This window comes from Hymenobacter sp. B81 (genome assembly GCF_044628455.1).
Lineage (GTDB): Bacteria > Bacteroidota > Bacteroidia > Cytophagales > Hymenobacteraceae > Solirubrum.
This window is the reverse complement of sequence record NZ_JBIYZW010000001.1, coordinates 555,059-572,771: the sequence shown is the minus strand read 5'-3', so window position 1 is coordinate 572,771 and position 17,713 is coordinate 555,059. Positions and strand designations below refer to the sequence as shown.

The 17,713-nt window shown below is 63.7% G+C and carries 18 protein-coding genes; 10 read left to right on the top strand and 8 right to left on the bottom strand.

The window, feature by feature from the left end; genetic code table 11:
• Positions 1 to 46 precede the first annotated feature (46 nt).
• Positions 47 to 751, top strand: coding sequence for a DUF2625 domain-containing protein (locus ACE191_RS02450; RefSeq protein WP_400190593.1), 705 nt, complete (start codon positions 47 to 49; stop codon positions 749 to 751).
• 6 nt (positions 752 to 757) lie between these two features.
• Entirely contained in the window at positions 758 to 1,114 is a 357-nt protein-coding gene (locus tag ACE191_RS02445; RefSeq protein WP_400190592.1) for a low molecular weight protein tyrosine phosphatase family protein, read from the top strand.
• Between the two features lie 65 nt (positions 1,115 to 1,179).
• Here the strand turns inward: ACE191_RS02445 and ACE191_RS02440 are convergent, their stop codons facing one another.
• Positions 1,180 to 1,815: a hypothetical protein gene (locus ACE191_RS02440; protein ID WP_400190591.1), complete on the bottom strand. Its 636-nt coding sequence runs from the start codon at positions 1,813 to 1,815 to the stop codon at positions 1,180 to 1,182.
• Between the two features lie 100 nt (positions 1,816 to 1,915).
• On the opposite strand from ACE191_RS02440, the gene ACE191_RS02435 reads away from it, so the two are divergent.
• The 4 genes from ACE191_RS02435 (at position 1,916) to ACE191_RS02420 (ending at position 6,556) form a co-directional block, all read left to right on the top strand.
• Positions 1,916 to 2,860, top strand: a complete 945-nt coding sequence (locus tag ACE191_RS02435) for a zinc-dependent peptidase (protein ID WP_400190590.1) — start codon at positions 1,916 to 1,918, stop codon at positions 2,858 to 2,860.
• 381 nt (positions 2,861 to 3,241) lie between these two features.
• Complete coding sequence (locus ACE191_RS02430) at positions 3,242 to 5,092, top strand: M2 family metallopeptidase (protein ID WP_400190589.1); 1,851 nt, start codon at positions 3,242 to 3,244, stop codon at positions 5,090 to 5,092.
• Positions 5,093 to 5,108: 16 nt separating this feature from the next.
• Positions 5,109 to 5,603 (top strand): hypothetical protein, encoded by a 495-nt coding sequence (locus tag ACE191_RS02425; RefSeq protein WP_400190588.1) that lies wholly within the window; start codon positions 5,109 to 5,111, stop codon positions 5,601 to 5,603.
• A 161-nt stretch (positions 5,604 to 5,764) separates the two neighbouring features.
• On the top strand, positions 5,765 to 6,556 hold the full coding sequence (locus ACE191_RS02420) for an alpha/beta hydrolase (protein ID WP_400190587.1): 792 nt from the start codon (positions 5,765 to 5,767) through the stop codon (positions 6,554 to 6,556).
• Positions 6,557 to 6,696: 140 nt separating this feature from the next.
• On the opposite strand, the gene ACE191_RS02415 is transcribed toward ACE191_RS02420, so the two are convergent.
• From ACE191_RS02415 to recQ, 6 genes are all read right to left on the bottom strand, one after another.
• A complete protein-coding gene (locus ACE191_RS02415) occupies positions 6,697 to 7,416 on the bottom strand; it encodes a pirin family protein (RefSeq protein WP_400190586.1) in 720 nt (239 codons plus the stop codon).
• A 202-nt stretch (positions 7,417 to 7,618) separates the two neighbouring features.
• A complete protein-coding gene (locus ACE191_RS02410) occupies positions 7,619 to 8,461 on the bottom strand; it encodes a helix-turn-helix domain-containing protein (RefSeq protein ID WP_400190585.1) in 843 nt (280 codons plus the stop codon).
• A 142-nt stretch (positions 8,462 to 8,603) separates the two neighbouring features.
• Positions 8,604 to 9,416, bottom strand: coding sequence for a hypothetical protein (locus tag ACE191_RS02405; protein WP_400190584.1), 813 nt, complete (start codon positions 9,414 to 9,416; stop codon positions 8,604 to 8,606).
• A gap of 70 nt (positions 9,417 to 9,486) precedes the next feature.
• Complete coding sequence (locus ACE191_RS02400) at positions 9,487 to 10,359, bottom strand: hypothetical protein (protein ID WP_400190583.1); 873 nt, start codon at positions 10,357 to 10,359, stop codon at positions 9,487 to 9,489.
• Complete coding sequence (locus ACE191_RS02395; protein ID WP_400190582.1) at positions 10,356 to 11,066, bottom strand: DUF2306 domain-containing protein; 711 nt, start codon at positions 11,064 to 11,066, stop codon at positions 10,356 to 10,358. Before ACE191_RS02395 ends, ACE191_RS02400 begins: the two co-directional genes overlap by 4 nt.
• A gap of 173 nt (positions 11,067 to 11,239) precedes the next feature.
• Entirely contained in the window at positions 11,240 to 13,513 is a 2,274-nt protein-coding gene (gene recQ / locus ACE191_RS02390; RefSeq protein WP_400190581.1) for a DNA helicase RecQ, read from the bottom strand.
• A 230-nt stretch (positions 13,514 to 13,743) separates the two neighbouring features.
• Here recQ and ACE191_RS02385 point away from each other — a divergent pair, with 230 nt between their 5' ends.
• From ACE191_RS02385 to ACE191_RS02370, 4 genes are all read left to right on the top strand, one after another.
• Complete coding sequence (locus ACE191_RS02385) at positions 13,744 to 14,202, top strand: DUF4265 domain-containing protein (RefSeq protein ID WP_400190580.1); 459 nt, start codon at positions 13,744 to 13,746, stop codon at positions 14,200 to 14,202.
• 62 nt (positions 14,203 to 14,264) lie between these two features.
• Positions 14,265 to 14,966: a hypothetical protein gene (locus tag ACE191_RS02380; protein ID WP_400190579.1), complete on the top strand. Its 702-nt coding sequence runs from the start codon at positions 14,265 to 14,267 to the stop codon at positions 14,964 to 14,966.
• Between the two features lie 110 nt (positions 14,967 to 15,076).
• Positions 15,077 to 15,730: a hypothetical protein gene (locus ACE191_RS02375; RefSeq protein ID WP_400190578.1), complete on the top strand. Its 654-nt coding sequence runs from the start codon at positions 15,077 to 15,079 to the stop codon at positions 15,728 to 15,730.
• A 237-nt stretch (positions 15,731 to 15,967) separates the two neighbouring features.
• On the top strand, positions 15,968 to 16,414 hold the full coding sequence (locus ACE191_RS02370; protein ID WP_400190577.1) for a hypothetical protein: 447 nt from the start codon (positions 15,968 to 15,970) through the stop codon (positions 16,412 to 16,414).
• 17 nt (positions 16,415 to 16,431) lie between these two features.
• Here ACE191_RS02370 and ACE191_RS02365 read toward each other — a convergent pair whose 3' ends face one another.
• Positions 16,432 to 17,613 (bottom strand): class I SAM-dependent RNA methyltransferase, encoded by a 1,182-nt coding sequence (locus ACE191_RS02365; RefSeq protein WP_400190576.1) that lies wholly within the window; start codon positions 17,611 to 17,613, stop codon positions 16,432 to 16,434.
• Between the last annotated feature and the right edge of the window lie 100 nt (positions 17,614 to 17,713).

The following is a 17,713-nucleotide window of genomic DNA, read 5'->3' as shown; positions in this document are numbered from 1 at the left end:
CAGGATTCTGGTAGGAGCATTTATATGGTGGGTTAGTGGTTCGCTGATGGCAACAGCTCAAACGGCTCCACTAAGCCCCGTTGCGGAACTCATTAACCGCACCGATAGCAGCTGGCCCCTGGTTCAAGCCTGGCTGAGCACGGCCAAGAATTCCGTGGAAGTTTTACCCGTTGCTGACCGCACGCAAGCCGAGCAGGCCCTGTATCAAACGCAGGTTACCACCCGCTCACCCATGGGTGCCATTGTGTACGAAACGGGTGGACTGCTCATTGACAGCGGCTGGATTCGCATTCTAGGCTCGGGGCACCCGCGCCTTGCCCGCAGTCTGCCAGGCTGGAACCTGGGCAAATCCATGGCACAGATCGGCGACCGTGCCCCATTTCTATTGATTGCCGATGACGCGGTTGGTGGTTTTTTCGCCCTCAACGGCGGGGCACTGGGTGCGGATATGGGCAAGGTCTACTACTTCGCGCCCGAACGGCTGGCGTGGGAGCCACTCCATTTGACATACTCGGATTTTATCAATTTCTGTTTTACCGGCGACCTGAATAAATTTTATGATGGCCTGCGTTGGACCGGGTGGCAACGTGAAATAGCCCAGCTCGACGGCAACCAAGCTATGGCTTTCTATCCATTTCTGTGGGCCGAGTACCCAAGCCTGCAACAACTTATTCGCAAGCCGGTGCCCGTGTCGGAGCTTTGGACGCTGGAGCAGGATGCGGTTCGCCAGCTGAATAAACCTAGCCGCTAAGCTCTTTTGCCGCTGAAGCCTCTCCCCGACTCCGCCCGCCAGCTGCTGTTCATCTGCAGCCAGAACCGCTGGCGCAGCCTCACGGCCGAGCGCCTGTTCGACGAGCACCCGCACTACCAGGTCCGCTCGGCCGGCACCGAGCCGGGCGCCCGGGTGCGCGTGACGGCCGGGCACCTGGGCTGGGCCGACGCGGTGTTTGTGATGGAGCGGCGCCACGCCGATATCCTGCGCCAGAAATTCGGCGCGGCCCTGGCCGGCAAGCCCATAGTGTGCCTGCGCATTCCCGACCAGTACCAGTTTCAGGATCCGGCGCTCATGGAGCTGCTGCGCGCGCGGCTGCGGCCCCACCTGGGGGATTGGTGAATCGGGGTGGGACTGCCACTGGCCAAGCCGGCTGACTCGGTTTGGCTAAGCCCCGGCAGTTCTGGTCAACGGCGGGGCTGGGCCGGCTGCCTGGCGCGGCCGGCCAGCAGGGACAGGGCCAGCAGGCCGCCCCCGAGCAGGATGGCGAATGCGTCGACGGCGTAGCTCACCCAGGTTTTGCCGGTTTGCACGAACAGGTACTTGTCGCGAGGGCCGCCCACGAGGGTTTCGGTGAGTATGCTGCCCCGGCCGCTGGCCTTGCCCACGGCAAATACCCGGTCGCCGCGGTGGAAACCGGAATAGGCGTAGAGCTTGGTGAGCTTGCCGTGGGGCGTTTCGAGCAGGTCGTAGTCGGCTTCGAGCTGCACCATGCCGCCCGCCACGTTGAGCTGCAGCGGCGGGGTGACCAGCTCCAGGTTCAGCAGCAGCTGCGTCGGGTCCTCTTTTTCCGCGGGCTTGCTGCTGGTGCGGCGGTAGGCCACAAAGGAACCGAAGCTGCGGGGGTTGGCCTCGCTCAGGGTGCCTTCCACCAGCACCGGCTCCCCGGCCCGCAGCCCGCGCACCGCGGCGGCCGAAGCCGGCTCCAGGGCGCGCAGGCGGTCGAGCACCGAGTGCGAGAAGTGGCTGCTCAGCAGCAGGTGCACGCAGCCGTAGCCCAGGGCCAGGGTGCCGGCAAAACCAAGAGAAATTCGGGTGGACATGGGCGGCAGTTGGCAACGGGCGCGGCGGCGAAGATAAACAAGCCACCCAAGGGCCCGGCCGCCGCAACTATCCGCGCCGGCTGCCGTTCTTGCGCCCACTATGGAGTATGTGATGGGCCTGGCCGTGCTGGCCGGCATTTTTTTTCTGATTTACCGCTACGTGACCGGCGGCTCGCGCCAGCGCAAGGCCATTCTGAAGCAGCCCTTCCCCGACGCCTGGCGCGCGATTCTCGCCGAGCGGGTGGCGTTCTACTCGGCCCTCACCGACACCGAAAAGCTGCGCTTCGAAAAGCAGGTGCAGCTGTTTCTGGCCCGCACGCGCATCACCGGCATCAAAACCAGCATCGACGACACCACCCGCCTGCTGGTGGCCTGCTCGGCCATCATTCCCATTTTCGGCATCCGCGGCGGCTGGGAGTACGACAACCTGGGCGAGGTGCTGGTGTTCCCCGAAGCCTGGAAGCTGGCCCGCGACCAGGATCAGGAGGTGAAGCCGCTGGAAGGTACCCTGCTGGGCTCGGTGCAGAACTTCCAGACCGACCACTACATGCGCCTCTCGAAGGCGGCGCTCGAGCAGGGCTTCCGCAACGCCCAGGACAAGCAGAACGTGGGCCTGCACGAGTTTGCCCACCTCCTGGACGAGGCCGACGGCGAAATCGACGGGGTGCCGCTGCTCTTGCTGCCGCCCGCGCTGGTGGGCCAGTGGCGGCAGCTCATGCACGAGGAAATCGAGCAGATCCGGGCGGGCAAGTCCAGCATCGGCGACTACGGGGGGACCTCGGCGGCCGAGTTTTTTGCCGTGGTGCTGGAGTACTTTTTCGAAAAGCCCGAGCAGCTCGAAGCCCACCACCCCGCGCTCTACCAGCTGCTCACCCGCACCTTCCGCCAGGACCCCGGCCTGCGCTTCGCCCGCTTCGACCCGCGCAACTTGCTCCGGAAAGCGCCCAAGCGCCTGGGCCGCAACGATGCCTGCCCCTGCGGCTCGGGCGAGAAGTTCAAGAACTGCTGCCAGCGCACCCAGCAGGAAGCCGAAGCCGCTGCCTAGCAACGGAGCAGTTGTACTGAGAGCCTGTCATTGCGAGGAGTTACGACGAAGCAACCGCAGGAAGGCGTAGCCAATCTTTCCTCTCGCGGCACAACCGGGCGAGTCTGACGAACCGAAGGTCAGCGAAGCCTAGCAGTTCGCCCACTGCACCTCGGGCAGCTCATGTTGTGCGGTTTTTCCGAGTTTTTCAGAATACCGCACAGATCCTGCGCTGAATCTTGTGCGGTATTCTGAGATTTTCCTGACAAACAGCACAAGATTTCCGCTTCCGCTCACTCCCACAACTTGTTGCCGCCTTGCCAGCTACCCCGCCCCAACTTCCGGCCAGGGTTTGCAGCCAGGTGCTACATTTGGTTTCCCGCCTTATTCCCCGTCCCTGCCATGAACAAACACCTGCTGCCCCTGCTCACGGCGGCGCTGCTCACGGGCTGCGCCCAGAAAGCCACGGCCCCCGCGGCCGCCAGCGCCCCAGCTATGCCATCCCCGGCCGCCCAGCCCGCCCCCGTCGACTACGCGGCCGAGGCCGACGCCTTCCTGAAAACCTACTCGGCCGAGTACCAACGGCTTTACACGCAGTCGGCCGAGGCGGAATGGCGCTCCAACACGCGCATCGTGCCCGGCGACTCGACCAACGCGGTGGCCACGGCCCGCGCCAACGAGGCGCTGGCCGCCTTCACCGGCAGCACCCGGAACATCGAGCAGCTGCGCCGCCTGCTCGAGCACAAAGACCAGCTCAGCCCCATCCAGGTAAAGCAGCTGCAAACGGCCCTCTACAACGCCGCCGGCTCGCCCCAAACCGTGGCCGAAGTGGTGAAGCGCCGCATCAAGGCCGAAACCCAGCAAACCGAAAAGCTCTACGGCTACACCTATAAGTACGGCGGCAAGGCCGTAACCACCAACGACCTGGACGAGCTGCTGCGCAAGGAGAAAAGCCTGGCCAAGCGCCAGCAGGTGTGGGAAGCCAGCAAGGCCATCGGCCCCACCCTCAAGGACGGCCTGCTAAATCTGCGCGGCCTGCGCAACCAGACGGTGCAGGCCCTGGGCTACCCCGACTACTTCACCTACCAGGCCTCCGACTACGGCATGAGCCGGGAGGAAATGATGCAGCTGGTACACAAGCTCAACGAGGAGCTGCGCCCGCTCTACCGCGAGCTGCACACCTACGCCCGCTACGAGCTGGCCAAAAAGTACGGCCAGAAGCAGGTGCCCGACTACCTGCCCGCCCACTGGCTGCCCAACCGCTGGGGCCAGGACTGGAGCGCCATGGTCGACGTGAAGGGCCTGAACCTGGACGCCACCCTGGCCAAGAAGGGCGCCGAGTGGCAGGTGCAGCAGGCCGAGCGCTTCTACCAGAGCCTCGGGTTCCCGGCCCTGCCGGCGGTGTTCTGGGAAAAGTCGAGTTTGTACCCGCTGCCCAAGGACGCGACCTATAAGAAAAACAACCACGCCTCGGCCTGGCACATGAACCTCGACCAGGACGTGCGCAGCCTGATGAGCGTGGAGGGCAACACCGAGTGGTACGAAACCACCCACCACGAGTTGGGCCACATCTACTACTACCTCACCTACACCAACCCCGACGTGCCGGTGCTGCTGCGCGGGGGCGCCAACCGCGCCTACCACGAGGCCATGGGCAGCCTCATGGGCCTGGCCGCCACCCAGAAGCCCTTTTTGGTGGGCCTGGGCCTGACGCCGGCCAACACCAAAACCGACGAGACGCAGACCCTGCTGAAGGAAGCCCTGAACTACGTGACCTTCATTCCCTTTGCCTCGGGCGTGATGAGCGAGTGGGAAAACAGCTTCTACGCCGACAACCTCTCGCCCGACCAGTTGAACGCCCGCTGGTGGGCGCTGGCCAAGCAGTACCAGGGCATCGTGCCGCCCACGACGCGCGGCGAAAACTACCTCGACGCGGCCACCAAAACCCACATCAACGACGACCCGGCCCAGTACTACGACTACGCCCTGTCGTACGTCATTTTGTTCCAGCTCCACGACCACATCGCCAAGAACATCCTCAAGCAGGACCCGCACGCCACCAACTACTACGGCAACCAAGAAGTGGGCAAGTTCCTGCGCGACATCATGTACCCCGGCGCCTCGGCCGACTGGCGCCAGTTGTTGCGCGAGAAAACCGGGGAAGACCTCTCGGCCCGCGCCATGGTCGACTACTTCCAGCCGCTGATGGCCTACCTCAAGCAGCAGAACAAAGGCCGCAAGTACACCATGTAGCCCCGGGCACCCTACTATGAGTTATGCGCTGGCGTTTGTGGCCGAAATAGAAAGGAATTTTTCGGCCACTCCTCTCTTTATAGGTTCTGGTCTGGCTGATTTGAATAAGGAGGCTGTGAGCAACCAGCATTCCATAGCTTTTACAACTCAGCAGGCCCAACAGCTGACCATCCAGGATTTGAGGCAGATGATACTGGGTATTGTGGCGGCAAAGCATGAGCAGCTGCGTACGCAGAGCGGCCTTGTCTACCCCATGCAGTTTTATTGCTGGCACGACAAGCAGGCCGCCCAATTGCGGTTCAGTATTGTCTCAGCCGCCGCAGCTGCCTTACCATTCAGATGTCAGGTTCGACTTACCCCCGACCTCGACGACATCTTATCATCTTTCCTAGGCTCCGGTTACCACGATGGAATTCCCTGGAACGAGTTGCTCACCGGGCCTTCAACTGGCGATGAACCTACTGACGATAGTTCTGGTAGCTGCCTTGAGGTTTGGAAAACGCTTCTTTAAGAACTAAGCAACAAAGCCCGGGTTTACCGGGCTTTGTTCTTTCCGAAAGGGAGCTGTTCAGCTACCCGCTGCCACACTTGCCACTTCCATAGTATCGTATGCTTTCCTGCTGTCGTTGGCTTGCTCAAACACTTCTGCTCCTGTTTTTCGTAGCGGCTTACTTGCCCCAGGCTACCGCCCAAAGCAAAGCGGAGCCCCTGACCATCGGCCAGACGTTTACCATTGCGTCCAAGGTGCTGGGCGAAACGCGGCGCATCAACGTGTACGTGCCCGCGGGCTACGCTGAATCCCCGAACCTGCGGCTGCCGGTACTCTACATGCCCGACGGCGGCCTGGGCGAAGATTTTCTGCACGTGGCCGGCCTGGTACAGGTATCGGTGGGCAACGCCACCATGCGTCCCTTCCTGCTGGTGGGTATCGAAAACACCGAGCGCCGCCGCGATATGACCGGCCCCACCACCGTAGCCGACGACCGAAAGATTGCGCCCCGGGTGGGCGGCTCGGCCGCCTTCCGCCGCTTTATCCGCACCGAGCTGATGCCCGAAATCCAGCGTCGCTACCGCACCACGCCCGAAACCGCCGTGGTCGGCGAGTCGTTGGCCGGGCTGTTCGTGGTCGAAACCCTGCTGCTCGAGCCCGACCTGTTCGACACCTACCTGGCCTTCGACCCCAGTCTGTGGTGGAATGGCCAGTACCTGGTCAACCAGGCACCGAAGCTGCTGCAGGCCCAGGCCGGTAAGCTCGGCACCAAAACCCTGTTTCTGGCCACCAGCAACGAGCCCGGCATTGTAGCCGACACGCGCCGCTTCGCCGAGGAGCTAAAGGCGGCTGCGTCGCGCCTGGGCTTGAAGTGGCAGTACGAGCCCCTGCCGACCGAAACCCACGCCACCATTTACCATCCCGCGGCCCTGCGGGCCTTCCGGCTGCTGTTCAAACCCGCGTCCCGCAAGTAACGCGCAACCGCGTTGCTGAGCCATTAAAACCGAAAAGCCGGAGCAGTTGCTCCGGCTTTTCGGTTAATGCGCGGGTTTGCAGTCGTCGCCAATTGCCTGATCCTGTCCTGACTGACAACTCGCAACCAACAACTGCCAACTCAATAATTGGCTTCAGCCGCCGGCAAGTCAATGAGCACGAACTGCGCGTCGCGGTCGGCGCGAATGTCGACCACGTGCTCGTCGGTGAGGCGGGCCTGGTCGCCGGGACCCAGTTCGCTGCCGTTGACGAAGATGTTGCCCTCGCGCACGTAGATGAAGGTGAGGCGAATAGGGAAAGTCTTGAACTGGATTTCCTTTTCAGCGCGCAGGTTGGCCCAGTACACGGTGCTGTTCGAGTTCATGTACACCACGTCCTCCAACACCTTCTGGCCCGACACCAGCGGCACCAGCTCATTTTTGGTGCTCAGGAAGTTCAGGTCCTTCTGTTCGTAGCTGGGCGAGAGGCCCTTCTGGTTGGGCAGAAACCACAGCTGGTACAGCTGCAGGGGCTTGTCGGAGCGGTTCTGCTCGGAGTGGGCCAGGCCGGTGCCGGCCGTCATGCGCTGCACCTCCCCGGCCTTGATGGTGGTGCGGTTGCCCATGGTGTCCTCGTGCTCGATTTCGCCGTCCAGCACCAGGGTCACAATTTCCATTTCGTGGTGCGGGTGCTGCGGAAAGCCCGAGTTGGCTGCTACCGAGTCGTCGTTGAACACGCGCAGCGGCCCGAAATGCATGTTTTTCGGGTCGTAGTAGTCGGCAAACGAGAACAGGAAAAAGCTGTTGAGCCAGGGGGCGGGCGAGGCGTGGCGCCGCTCGGCGGCCGGGATGTAAGTCAGCATGACGTTGAAATCGGGAGTTGAAGCTTTCGGGGAAGCGGGAAAACTAGCCCGCATACGCGCCGCGGCGGCGTGAAGTTAGAAACGCCTGCCGCAATACATGCAGCTTCGGCTATACTCGGCCGAAAACAAAACCGCCCGGACCAGGGGCCCGGGCGGTCTACTAGCCTTAAAGCCGCCGACTACCCGACGGTCTTCAGGGCATTTAAGCTTTTTTCATCGTGGTCACCTGCTTTTGCAGATCGAGCACGATGCTGGCCAGGCGGTTGAGCGAGAGGTCGGCAATGGGGAAGGTGCTGCTGATGTAGCTCTTGGCTTCCCAGATTTCGAGTACGTCCTCCACATCGATTTCGTAGGGCGAGTACACCGGGTTGTCGGAGTGCAGGGTGAGTGTGGCGGCTTCCTTGAGGCGGTTGAACACGCGTTTGAACACGATGCCCTCCTTCTTGCTCACCACAATGCAGGGCGAGCCGTCCTTCACCTCGTTCCAGTCGGCCACGTAGCGGCCCACGATGACGGTGCCCGAGGCGATGGGCAGCATGGAGTCGCCCGAAATTTCGAAGGCGCGGAAGGTGCCGGTCTGCCCCAGCATGGGCAGGCGAAACTTGGGCAGGTCCTCGATGTACTCCTGATCGGCGTAGCCGTTGAGGTAGCCGGCGGCAGCTTTTAAGGGCACCAGCTCGATGTTCTCGTTCTGCTGCTGGTCGACGGTGAAAGCCAGCACCCGCAGGTTTTCGCCGCTGGCCTTGTCGAGCGAGGCGCCATCGGTGCCGGCGGCAACGGTGGTGGGCGCGTCCAGGGCGGGCACGTTCTGGAGTTGGCGCAGCACGGCTGCCGCCTGCCGCTTCTTGGAGAAGTCAGTGGTTACCAGGGCGTCCAGCGAAATACCGAACAGCCGGGCCATCTTCACCAGGGTGGTGAGTTTGGGCTCGGCGCGGCCTTCTTCGTAGGCTCCGATCAGGGAGCGTTTGATGCCGAGTTTATCTGCCAGCTGGGCCTGGGTCAGGCTCAGTTCGCGACGCCAGAATTTGAGATTGGTATTGATCATGGGGCGGGGAGCCGGCTAACGTGATTCGCCCTCAATGGCTTGCCGACTCGTGAAGGTAGCAACAACGCGCTTCTTTTACTAATTCAATTAGCCAAAAGTTTTTTTCCTTGCCCGGGCTGCCTTTCGCCGCTCTGCCCGCCGGCTACCGGCGCGCCACGGGGCGCTCGGCCCACCATTCTTCGTTTTCCCAGTACGTGTCCCAGCCGCGTCGGGAGTACTTGCGGTTGATTTCCACGTCGCGGGAGCCGATTTCAAAGTCCGTCAGGATGTTGCGGGCCAGGCTGAAGATGTCGTCCTTCCAGATGACGGGCACGCGCTCGGCTCCCAGGCGCCACTGGCCCTCGAACAGGATGCCCCCGCCGCGGGTCTCGTTGTCGGCCGCGCAGCACCACACGCGCACCTTGCGCTCGGGGTCAGGCGCCACGTCCACGTCGATGTCGCCGCTGAAAGTGCCGCGCCGGCCGCCGGTTTCCTGTAAGGTGAAGCTACCGCTCACCGTAGCCGGCTGCCAGGGCTGATAAGGCAGATCGGAGGCGCTGGGCCGGGGCAGCAGCGCGACTTCGGTAAAGCGAATGGTGCCGCTCAGGGGCGTGACTTTGCGGTGGCGGCGGCTTTTGCCGCGCACGTGGTAGAGCCCGGGGTTCTTGGCATCGCGCTGCACCGCGGTCAGCACCACTTCCAAGCGCCAGTAGTCGTAGCTGTAAAAGCCGTTCATCACCCCCGCAGTGCCGCTGGCCGGGTTGAAGCGCAGCAGCGGCGCCAGGTTCACGCGCTGCAGAAAACGCTGAGTGCGCGCGGCGGCAGCACTGACGGCAGCTGGCCGGGCCGCCGCTTTGGTCGCGGGCTTTTTAGCGGCCGCCACCGGCTTGGGCGCAGTGGTGGTCCGGGGCTCGGAGTCGGGAGCGGAAACAGTGGCCAGCAGGCCGATAACTAGCAGGACGAACGGTTGGTACATGGCAATGGGGAGCTGCTCTGCGCCACCGGTAGCGGGCAGAAAGTGAAGAATACCAGAATAATGCGGGGCTTTACCGGCGGGCGGTGGCCGGCGCCGTGGCCCACCACTCGTCGTTTTCCCAGTAGGTGTCCCAGCCGAGCTTGGCGTAGCGGGGGTTGATGTTCACGTCCCGCTCGCCCACCACAAAATCCTTGAGCACGCTCGAGCCAATGACCAGGAACTGATCGGCCCACACGCAGGGCTTGCCCGCCCCGCCCTGGTACGCCGTCCACTGCCCCTCAAACTTGAAGCCGCTGCCCTGGGTGGGCGAGTGGTCGGTGCCGGTGCCGTACCACAGCTGCAGGCCACCTTGCGCCGAGGGCTGCAGGCGGAAGTCGGTGGCTACGGTGCCAGCAAAGCGGCCGGCGCCGGCCCGGCCGGGGTTTTCGCGCAGCTCGAAGGTGCCGGTGGCGGTGTAGGCGCGGGCATCCTCCCCGGCTTCCTCCCGCTCGAGCGGCAAATCCTGCAGCTGGTGCAGGGTCAGCGTGCCCGCGAAGGGCGTAATGCGCTTTTTAAAGCGGTTTTTACCCTGGATATGGTAAAGCTCGGGCCGCAGGCTGTCCTTCCGCACCGCCAGCAATACCAGCTCCAGGCGGTAATGGTCGGCCCCGAAAAAGCCGTCGAGGGAGCGGCCGTTTTCCACCGGGGTCTGCCACAGCGGGCTCAGGTCGTAGTCGCGCAGCAGCGCCCGCATGTCGGCCGTGAGCTGCGGCGCGGGCGCCGCCGGGGCGGCGGGCACGGGTACCAGCGCGGGCCGGGGTTCCGGCCGGGCCTCAGCAGGGCGGCGTTCGACGGCGGGGCGGGTGTGCACGGCCGACACGGTGGCCCGGTCGCCCTCCGTGTGCCGCTGGCAGGCGCCGCCCAGCGCGGCAAAAGCCAGCAATGCAAGTACGTGCGTTTTCATACGGCTACGGCCTGGGGTTTTGGTTGGGAAGCAGCGGGGTGGGTTTGGTAGAAGTCGCGCAGCAGGCGCCGCGCCGCGCCGGCCTGCACCAGCACCTCGGCCAGCAGCAGGTTGCCGGTCCACGAGAGCCAGACCACGGTGAGGTAGGTTTCGATGGGCTTGGTGCCGAAGAAGTGGTAGAGCACGTAGCTTTCCAGGCGCAGACTCAGGGCCGCCAGCGTCACCAAAAAGCTGCGCAGCATCCACTTGATGTGCTCTTCCCACTGCCGCTGCCGGGCCAGGCGGTAGGCCTGCCAGGTGCATAGCCACCACACCACGCACTGCAAAGTGAAGCCCACTTTGGCCGCCAGCCCGCCGTTGGCGAAGTAGGCCAGCACCAGCCCCGAGGGCGCGGCCAGCGCCAGAATGGAAGCCACGTAGAGCTTGCCCAGCTGTTGGTGCACCCGGCGGCGGTTGCGCCACAAACCGGGAAAGAACTGCAACAGCCCCGCCACCAGCACCCACCAGCTGCTGACGATGTGCACGTAGAAGCCCGCCCGGAACACCGCGTTGGCGTTGATGGCCTGCGACTTGGTGGTCAGGAAGTGAATGCCGGGCTCGAAGCTCAGGTAGGGCAGCACCATCTTCAGCATCAGCCCGATGAAGAGCGTGACGCCCACGCCCAGCAAAGCCTGGGCGCCGCGGTAAACGGTGAGGGAAGCGGGCATGGCAGAAAACGGGAAGGGCCTCGGGTAAAGTAGTAATTTCCGAAGCCGGAACAGCCTTATAACGGCCGTCGCCGGGCATATTGTGTTGGCCGGCCGAAAAAATAAACCCCGCCCGGCCGTAGCGGCCGGGCGGGGTGTAAGTATTTCATTCTTTGAAGCAGCCAGCGGCTTGCCTAAGCATCCGCGGGCTTGGTGGGCAGCTGGCCGCGCAGGCGCTTGTCGTAGATGAGGGCCACGCGCAGCTGGAAGTAGTCGAACTGCTCACGCAGGTGGTCGAACAGGTCGCGCAGGCGGAACTCGGGACCCAGCTCGGCGGCGGCTTCGCGGATGCGGGCAAACTCGTCCATCGTCAGAAACTCCTCGGTGCGCAGCTGGTAGCCCTTTTCGTAGAGGGCCTCCAGGTGCGACTTGATGGTGCTGGGCGAAAGACTGCGCTGCTCGGCAATCTGCGCCACAGTGAGGCCCTGGCGGTGCAGCTTCCACGAGTCGAGGTAGGTGCTGCCGGCCGCGGCGGAGCCGGCAGCCGCCGCGGCGCGCTTGCGGGCGGGGGCCGCCGGCGCGTCGTCTTCGTCGGCGGGCTCGTCGGCCAGATCCTCGGGGGCGGGGGCGCCGGCCTGCTCGCTGATCAGGTCGATGAACTGCTGCCCGTAGGTTTCAAACTTCTTCATGCCCACGCCCGAAATGGCCAGCATAGCCGTGCGGGTGCGGGGCCGCTCGATGGCCATTTCCTGCAGGGTAGTATCGGTAAACACCACGTAGGGCGGCACGTTCTGCGCGTCGGCAATGCGCTTGCGCAGGGCGCGAAGCTTGTCGAACAAATCGTCGGAAATGGAGGGCAGGCGCTGACCGGCGGCTTTGGCGGCGCGGCCCTTGGGCGCTTTTTCGGCTTTCTCGGGCACCTGGAACTGGCGCAGGTTCAGGCGCCGCTCGCCTTTGAGCACCTGCCAGCCCTGCTCGGTGAGCTTGAGGGCGTAGCCCTGCTCGTAGGCAATGTAGAGCAGGCCCGCGTTCAGCAGCTGGTGCAGGTAGCTCTGCCAGTCCAGGAAAGTGAGGTTGGCGCCGGCGCCGAAGGTCTTGATTTGGTCGTAGCCGCGCGAGATGACGCCCTGGTTGCGGCGCCCCAGCAGGATGTCGACAATGACGCTGAGCGGGGCTGCCTCGCGGGTGCGGGCTACGGCCGACAAAGCCTTCTGGGCCAGCTCGGTGCCGTCGAAGGTGGAGGGCGGGTTGCGGCAGATGTCGCAGTTGCCGCAGTCCTGCTCCGTGACCTCGCCGAAGTACGCCAGCAGGATGCGGCGGCGGCACGAGGCGGCCTCGGCAAACTGCTGCATGCGCTCGAGCTTGGTGGTATTCAGCTGCGAGAGGCGCGGGTCGGCGTCCTTGGTAATCATGTCGCGCAGCTGGGCCACGTCGGCGTAGCTGTAGAACAGCACCGCCTCGGCGGGGGCCCCGTCGCGGCCGGCGCGGCCGATTTCTTGGTAGTAGCCCTCGATGTTCTTGGGCAGGTTGTAGTGAATTACCCAGCGCACGTTGCTTTTGTCGATGCCCATGCCGAAGGCCACCGTAGCGCAGATGATCTGCAAGTCGTCGCGCAGAAACTTCTCCTGCACGTCGGAGCGGGCCTTGTCGGTCATGCCCGCGTGGTAGAAGCCGGCGCGGTAGCCCTTCTCCTTGAGCTTGCCGGCCAGTGTTTCGCACTGCTTGCGCGAGAGGCAGTACACGATGCCGGGCTCGTCGGGGTGGCTTTTCAGGTAGTTGATGATGCCCGTCACGCGGTCCTGGCCGGGGCGCACATTCAGGTTCAGGTTGGGCCGGTCGAACGAGGACAGGAACACCTGCGGGTCTTGGAGGCGCAGCTGCTGCTGGATGTCGCGCTGGGTGAGGCGGTCGGCGGTGGCGGTGAGGGCAATGATGGGCACCTGCGGAAACTGCTGGCGCAGCACCTTGAGCTGGGTGTACTCGGGCCGGAAGTCGTGGCCCCAGGACGAGATGCAGTGGGCCTCGTCGATGGCGAACATGCTCACCTTGATGCGCTGCAGAAAGCTCAGGAAGCCCTCCGAGAGCAGCTTTTCGGGCGACACGTACAGCAGCTTGAGCGCGCCGGCGTGGCAGGCCTTGCCGATGCTGTTCTGCTCGGCCTGCCCGATCGAGGAGTTGATGCAGGCGGCCGAAATGCCGTTGGCCTTGAGCGCCTCCACCTGGTCTTTCATCAGGGCGATGAGCGGGGAAACCACCACGCACACGCCCTCCTGCACCATGGCCGGCACCTGGAAGCACACCGATTTGCCGCCGCCGGTGGGCATGAGCACCACCGTGTCGCGCCCGCTCAGAATCGACTGGATGATGTCCTGCTGCTGGGGCCGGAACTGGTCGTAGCCGTAGTACTGCTTGAGCACGCGGCGGGCCGAGTCGAGGGTGGGCGCGAGGGGTTCGGTAGCAAATAACATGGGGTAAAAATACGGCGGTTCGGCGGGAGTTGAGCGGTAAGACCAACAGCCGCGCGGGCAAAATCGTGCGCGGGATGGGTGGGAAAGCGGCCGGGGCCAGTAACGGGTAACTGCCCACCGGCGGCTATCTTGAGCCACTGACCAGCAGTGGCAACCCGGCTATCAGTGGGCCGCAGCGGCTAACGACCGGCGTAAATCAGGCGAAGAACCCGAAGTACATATTTCAACCGATGAATTACCCAGACAACATACCGGTTGTGCTTACCTACAAGCACGACCCTGAAGACGAGGAAATATTTACCGAGCGCGTAATTGCGGAAAGAGTTGGCGACTACTACCGGGTGATACTTATTCCCGCTTTTGCCAAGAATTTAGCCTACGGCGACCTTATCGCGGTAGAATATGATGAGGGTGAGTTTCACTTTGAAGATCTGATTGAGGAATCGGGCTATAGCGTCGTGCACATAGTCGTATTCCAGACAGCTGCAAGCGAGAATATTGCAGAGGCGTTAGCTCGTTTCGGGTGCGGAGTCAACCCACACGTCTCGGATAACTATATAGTCGTCAACATTCCACCGGAAGTTGATTACGAACCCGTGCAGGCTTTTTTGTTAACAGAAGAGTCAAGCGGCACCATTGACTTTAGAGAGTCCTGTTTAAGCCAGCTTCACGCGCCAGGCAAGAGTTAAGTCAACGCCATTGCGGCCTTCAATATCAGCGCTGAATACAGCTTCTATCATCTTCCTATCCCATGTCAGAATTCCTACCCCTCCTACTGAGCCTATTGCTTATTGGAACGGCCGCCGCTCAGCCTGCCCTCATAAAAGACCCCGGCGGCTACTGCAACGTCCGGCTGGCGGCCAGCGGCCAAGCCGCCGTCATTGACCGCTTGGCCAGCGGCAAAATCGTGCTTGTCTTAGCCAAGCAGGCCGAGGGCGGCTGGCTGCCCATAGCCTACCAAACCGGCCAGCAGGCGCAAGCGGGCTACGTTCACCAATCCCGCGTTGCGTTCCTGACCGGCCTCGCCCCATTCAAGCCGCTAACGCGCACCGAGAGCCAGCTGAAGCTGCAACTCGACGGCCTTGAGCTAACCCTGACCAAAGCCCGCTTCAGCCCCCAGGGCCGGCAAATTCGGTACGGCAAACTGCCGGGCGAGGCGGCCGTGGTGCAAACCATCGACCGCACCTTTCCCTGGGGCACCGACGGCAACGTTCCGCGGCAGCAGTACCAGGGCATTCAGGTGGGCACCGGGAGCAGCGCCTGGCATTTTCCGGTTAGCGCGTTCCGGGACGTATTCGAGCCGAATCTGGAGCTGACGGCAGCTTACCTGGACCGGGCAACCGGCACGGTGTACCTGGAAGCCAACAACAGCGACGGGGCCGGGGGCTACGTGGTGGTCTGGGCCGTCAAGGGCCGGCAGATTATTGCCCGGGAAGTTTTCTTCCCGTTCTGACCCGGCAGCCCGCGCCGACCAGACCCGCGGCCACGCAGCCGCGGACGGTGGATTTCTGTATGCCGCCCCATTAAATTGCCGGCCCGGTCAATCACCTTTCACCAACCGCCATGCTCCGGAAATACGCCTTGCTGCTGGGAATAGCCCTTGCCCTGCTGCTGCTGCTGGTGGCCACCTGGGTGTACCCGGGCGGCTCGGTGGCCGATCAGCATTCCGTGGGCTTCGACTGGTCGCGCAACTTTATCAGCAACCTGTTTGCCGCCCGGGCCGTCAACGGCGCCGCCAACCCCGCCCGGTTCTGGTCGGTGGCCGGCATGCTGCTGCTTTCCGCGAGCATGGCCCGGTTCTTCATCGACTTCTCCCGGAAAATACCCGATAAGGGTGCCGCCCGCGTCATCAAGTACTGCGGGGCTATCTGCATGGTCTTCACCTTTCTGATTGCCACGCCGCTGCACGACGTCATGGTCATCATCGCCAGCACGCTGTTTCTGCTGGGCATTTTCTACATCACGGTTTTCGTGTTCAAATCCCGGCTGCACGTATTTAAATTCCTCTGCGTGGCCTGCCTGTTGGTATTTTATGCTACGCTGTACCTCTACGGTGCGCGGGAGTACCGGGGCATATTGCCGCTGATGCAGAAGCTCACCGTGGCCGTTTCCCTGCTGCTGGTGCTGGGGCTGGAATACTTCACCCACGCCCGGGATTTTCAGCCGGCTTCGGCCGGCCAGCCGGACGCGGGTGGCCCCACTGCTACGCTTTTGTAGCTGGCTCTTGAACGGGTAGCGCGGGCCCTCCATTCGATGAACCGATAAATAGCTAGGAAGCGGGCACCTGACCACGGGTGCCCGCCTTGATTCCGGGCGGAACCCCAGACGGCCGGGGTCCAGCCATTAACCATTAGAATTCTGTAATATTCCAACACTTTCGCCCGCTCCTGTCCTGTTCCTTCCCCTCCCGCCCAAGACTTGCTGCCCCGGATTGGGAGGGTTGCCCCGCCCCGCATGCCCCCACCCACCGATCTGCCCAGCCTGCCGTTCTACTCGGTCCACTACGAAGCCAATCCACCGTTGCTGTTCGGCGTCAACCCGCGGGCGCTGAGCCCCGAGGAAGTTACCGAAGCCTGCGAGTTGCTGCTGGACCAGGCCCGCCGTCACGGCTGCCCCTACTGGTTGCTCGACGGCCGGCTCAATGGCAGCGAACAGCCGCGCGAACTGCACGAATGGATGCAGGAAGAATATTTCCCGCGGGTACGGACCGAGCTCGGGCGCATGCCCAGCATCGCGTTTCTGGTTACGCCCCAGGTGTGGGCCGGCCTCCCAACCCGCGGCTACGACGAGCCCGGCAACTGGCAGTCCCGGGCCGCGCGCATGGCCTGGTTTACCGATGACGCGCCCGCCCTGGACTGGCTGCGGCAACAGCGCCAGCTCGCCGCGGCCGGCCCGCGCTGAACCGGCCGGGAGGCCTGCTACTCCGGCTTGTCGGCTTTGCGGCTGCCGCGGTACAACTCGTACTTGAGCAGGCGGCACTCGATGGGACCGTTGTAGAGCGGCACGCGGCGCGAGGTGCGCAGGCCCACGCTCTTGGCCGCCGTCAGGTTGCCGGTAAACAGGTAGGCGTCGTAGCCCTGGAAGTGGGTTTTGAGGGTGTCGCCGATGGTTTTGTAGAGCCCGGCCATTTCGGCCTCGGCCCCGATTCGCTCACCGTAGGGCGGGTTGCTGAGGATGAGGCCGGGCTCCTCGTTTTTGGGCGGCACCGCGTCGCGCACGTCGCGCACGGCCAGGCGAATAAAGTCGTCGAGGCCGGCGGCTTCCACGTTCTGGCGGGCCAGGGCAATGGTGTCGCGCGAGAGGTCGGAGCCGGCCAGGTAGGCCTGCGGCTCGTCGAGGCGGGCCTGGCGGGCGTCCATCAGCACGGTGTCCCAGAGCGCCTGCTCGAAGTCGGGCCAGTGCTGGAAGGCGAAGTCGCCCGGGTGGTAGAGGCCGGGCGCAATGCGCTGGGCAATGAGGGCGGCCTCGCAAAGAATGGTGCCCGAGCCGCACATGGGGTCGATGAGGGGGCGGCGGCCGTCCCAGCCCGTGAGCAGCACCAAACCGGCGGCCAGCACCTCGTTGAGCGGGGCTTCGTTGGTGAGCTGGCGGTAGCCGCGCCGGTGCAGCGACTCGCCCGCCGCGTCGAGCGAGAGGGTGGCTTCGTTGTCGAGCAAATGCAGGTGCAGGCGCACGTCGGGCTTCACCGGGTCGACGCTGGGCCGGCTGCCGGTGCGGGCGCGGAACTGGTCGACGATGGCGTCCTTGGTGAGCTGCGCGATGTAGAGGGAGTGCTCCAGGTTCGAGCGGTTGGTCACGGCCGTAATGGCGAAGGTCTGGTCGGCCGAGAGGTACTTCGACCAGTCGATGCGGCCGACTTCGCGGTAGAGGCTGCGCTCATCGGGGGCGTCGAAGGCGGCGAAGGGCAGCAGAATGCGCATGGCGGTGCGGCACCAGAGCACGGCCTCGTAGAGCAGCTGCTTGTTGCCGCTGAACTCCACGGCCCGGATGCCTACCTTCTCCACCGTGGCCCCGAGCTGGCGCAGCTCCTCGGCCAGCACTTCTTCGAGGCCAAATTGAGTGGTGGCAGTCAAGTACAATTCGGCGGAGCGGGAAGCCATGAGCGGGAGCGGTTAAGGAAAGTCGGCGGCAAAGGTGCGCACAAAACCCCGCCCGCGTGCCGCCGATTCCTATCTTTAAGGCCTTCTTTTCCCCTTTCGC